Here is a 3,424-nt window from a genome sequence, read left to right on the forward strand (position 1 = left end):
CGCTAAATTTAGCACCGTTTTTATAAGTAATTAAAAAAGTGTTTACGCTTTTTTCTCTTCACAACTTGCAAGGTATTCGTCAAACGTACCCTGAAAATCGACTACTTTTTATCTTTAATATCAATAATACGCGTAGCTAATGACGATACAAACTCACGGTCATGGCTTACAAAAATTAGCGTACCTTCAAAATCTTTAAGCGCGTTATTAAGCGCTTCAATGGCTTCCATATCCATGTGGTTAGTTGGTTCGTCCATAACAAGCACATTGATGTCTTGCATCATTAACTTACCAAATAATAGGCGGTTTTTTCACCACCAGAACAGTTACGTGCTTTTTTGTTTGAATCGTCTGCTGTAAACAACAAACGGCCTAACATACCACGAACCATTAAATCGTTGTGTTTAGCTGTACGCCATTGCGACATCCAATCAAATAACGTTAAATCGTTATCAAAATCTTTAGTGCTGTCTTGCGGGCAGTAACCAAAGGTCGCATTTTCAGACCATTTAATTTCGCCCTCTAAACTTTTAAGCTCATTAACTAAACAGCGTAAAAATGTAGTTTTACCCACACCATTTTCGCCAATTACAGCAAGCTTAGCACCAGCTTCTAGTAGTAAGTCGCCACCAGTAAATAATATTTCGCCATCAAAACCATGGCCAAGCTTATTAACTTCAAGCGCTTGGCGGTACATTTTTTTACCTTCGTCAAACGAAAGTGATGGGCTCATACGGCTTGACGATTTAACTTCATCAAGCTTAATTTTATCCATTTTTTTTAGCACGCGAACTTGCTTGTTTAGCCTTTGAAGCATTAGCACCAAAACGGTTAACAAAGTCTTGTAGCTCGTCAATCTCAGCGCTCTTTTTAGCGTTTTCAGCTAAAAGTTGCTCGCGTTGTAGGCCCGCGGCTTCTAAAAACTTTTCATAGTTACCAGGGTAAATACGCAATTCACCGTAATCTATATCGGCCATGTGCGTACATACCGAGTTTAAAAAGTGACGGTCATGGGAAATAATAATCATCGTACATTTACGTTTGTTAAGTTCGTTAGCAAGCCACGTAATGGTATGAATATCCAAGTTATTGGTAGGCTCATCAAGAAGCAAAATATCAGGGTTTGCAAATAACGCCTGTGCTAAAAGCACGCGTAATTTCCAACCTGGAGCAACGTTTGCCATTAACCCGTAATGAAATTCTTTATCGATACCCGCTTCAAGTAAAATTTCTTCAGCGCGACTTTCTGCCGTGTAACCGTCCATTTCAGCAAATACGCTTTCAAGCTCAGCTACTTTCATGCCATCGTCTTCGCTCATTTCTGGTAACGAGTAAATACGTTCACGTTCTTGTTTTACTTTCCAAAGCGCCACGTCACCCATAATTACGGCATCAACTACGCTATATTCTTCAAACGCAAACTGGTCTTGGCTTAGGTTACCTACTTTTAACCCAGGAGTAATAGATACATTACCTGCACTTGGAACAAGTGCACCGCTTAAAATTTTCATGAAAGTCGACTTGCCGCAGCCGTTAGCGCCAATTAAACCGTAACGGTTACCGTTACCAAATTTAGCTGAAATGTTTTCAAACAACGGCTCTGCGCCAAACTGCATCGTAATATTTGCGGTGGAGATCAAAAAAGGTAATCCTAGATTAGTACTGACAGGAGTACGCTGCAGCAACACGCCACAAACAAGAACCAGACAATAGGGTAAATTAGCTGGCGAATTATACAGATCAGCCCCAACGAATGAAAGATAAAAGGTAGCTAATTTATAACCAAACGAAAATAAGGGTAATTCTAGGGGGGATTGACCTTTGTGGATTGAAATTTGTTCAATCCAAGGAAGATTAAATCGCAGCGCAAGGTGTGTAACCTAGTGGGCTCAATAACGGCATCTGCGTTATTTTACTGGATTACATCTATGTAAGAACAAGTAAAAACCGAGCAAGCTTGCGCGTCTGCTCACGCCCCTTACTTATGTCCATAAATGCAACAAAGCGTTAATCGTCCCTAAAAAGAACCCTTTGGGCAGCGCATGTTTGGTGTATATGCTGCGTTATCGCCTATTTACAGGGAGAAACCACACTACAATAGGCTCGCCTTGCCTAAAAAAACGCTCTGCTGTAAATTCACCCACCAAAGAACAATACGCCCTAGGGTTATCGCCACTAATTTTAACATCAGCGGCATTGAATTTTTTTGCAGTGCAAATAAACTGTAACGCCAACCAAATAACCACGGCTATTGGTTACCCTTAATAGTCAGCTTTATAAATTAATTCTATAGCCGCTAAGTTTTTTATAATTAACTTATTAATAGCCGCTAAATCATCAAGCGTTAGCGACTCTTTGCTTAACATAAAATGTACATTGTTTATGTTAATAGGCGCAATAGAGTCCACTTTTAAAATAGAGTCATATTTTTTAATAAAGTACTGGGCTACCACTGAGTCTTCAATAACGTAATCAATTCGTTTTTTATCAAGCATACTAAATCGATTATTTGCTTGAGCCGTAAGTACCAGCTGCCTTGAATACTTGGTTTTTAGTTGTTCAAGCTCGTTACCAAAAAAACTTCCACGGTTAATGCCCGCTGTAAAATTTTTACTAAACAGATCGGGTAAACTCGTCACATTAGCAGAGTCTTCATGTTTATAAAGATGCATTATTTCTTCGCGGTAAGGCAAACTAAAATGAGCATACTGCGCACGTTGCTTTGTATAACTAGCAGCATAGGTTATATCAACACGACCATTTTTAAGCTCAGCTTGCACACGCGAAAAGCTCGGAAAATAAGTCCATTTAATACAAAATTTTGAATCTTTAAAAATAGCACTAACAGCATCCACCTCGGTGCCTAAAAATGTATCACCCTGTTTTACAAGGTAAGGCGGCCAATTCGTTTCGTTAGTGCCCATTACTAATGTTTTTGTACACGCAAAGGCATTAAACTGAGTAAATAGCAGTGTTGTAAACGCTAATAATAAAGTTTTCATTACACTCCTACTATTTAAACAGCGCTTTAAGTGCTGTTTTTGTTTATGTGCTCATTAATTATTGTAATTTTCAACCAATAACATTTTTACTAAACATCAAATAAACATCGTTTTTATTTAGCTAAAAGCGTGTTTTGAGTTAGATAACAGGTCGACTTTAAAACCAAAGGCGAATTTTTAACCATAATATTAAACGCACCTACATGTGTGCCTTTAAACGTAATAATCGCATCTATTACATAAGGCGACTAAAAAGCATCATGCTATGCCACGCTAAAGCGTTCTCTCGCAAGCAAATACATTTAACGGTGCAATAAAAAAAATATAAAAATAGCGCTTTTAATTGCCTTATTGCGCCTCAAGCCTGCTGTTTGTATATCATTAATACAGTATAAACCAGCTTGAACATTTAGCAGCCCAAG

At 38.3% G+C, this 3,424-nt stretch carries 1 protein-coding gene and 1 pseudogene; both read right to left on the minus strand.

The window, feature by feature from the left end; translation table 11 throughout:
* Positions 1-42 precede the first annotated feature (42 nt).
* A pseudogene (locus P20652_RS17880) lies at positions 43-1,640 on the minus strand (ABC-F family ATPase).
* Between the two features lie 621 nt (positions 1,641-2,261).
* Positions 2,262-3,002, minus strand: a complete 741-nt coding sequence (locus P20652_RS11385; protein WP_008167846.1) for an ABC transporter substrate-binding protein — start codon at positions 3,000-3,002, stop codon at positions 2,262-2,264.
* Positions 3,003-3,424 lie beyond the last annotated feature (422 nt).

This window comes from Pseudoalteromonas sp. BSi20652 (assembly GCF_000239855.1).
Taxonomy (GTDB): Bacteria; Pseudomonadota; Gammaproteobacteria; order Enterobacterales; family Alteromonadaceae; genus Pseudoalteromonas.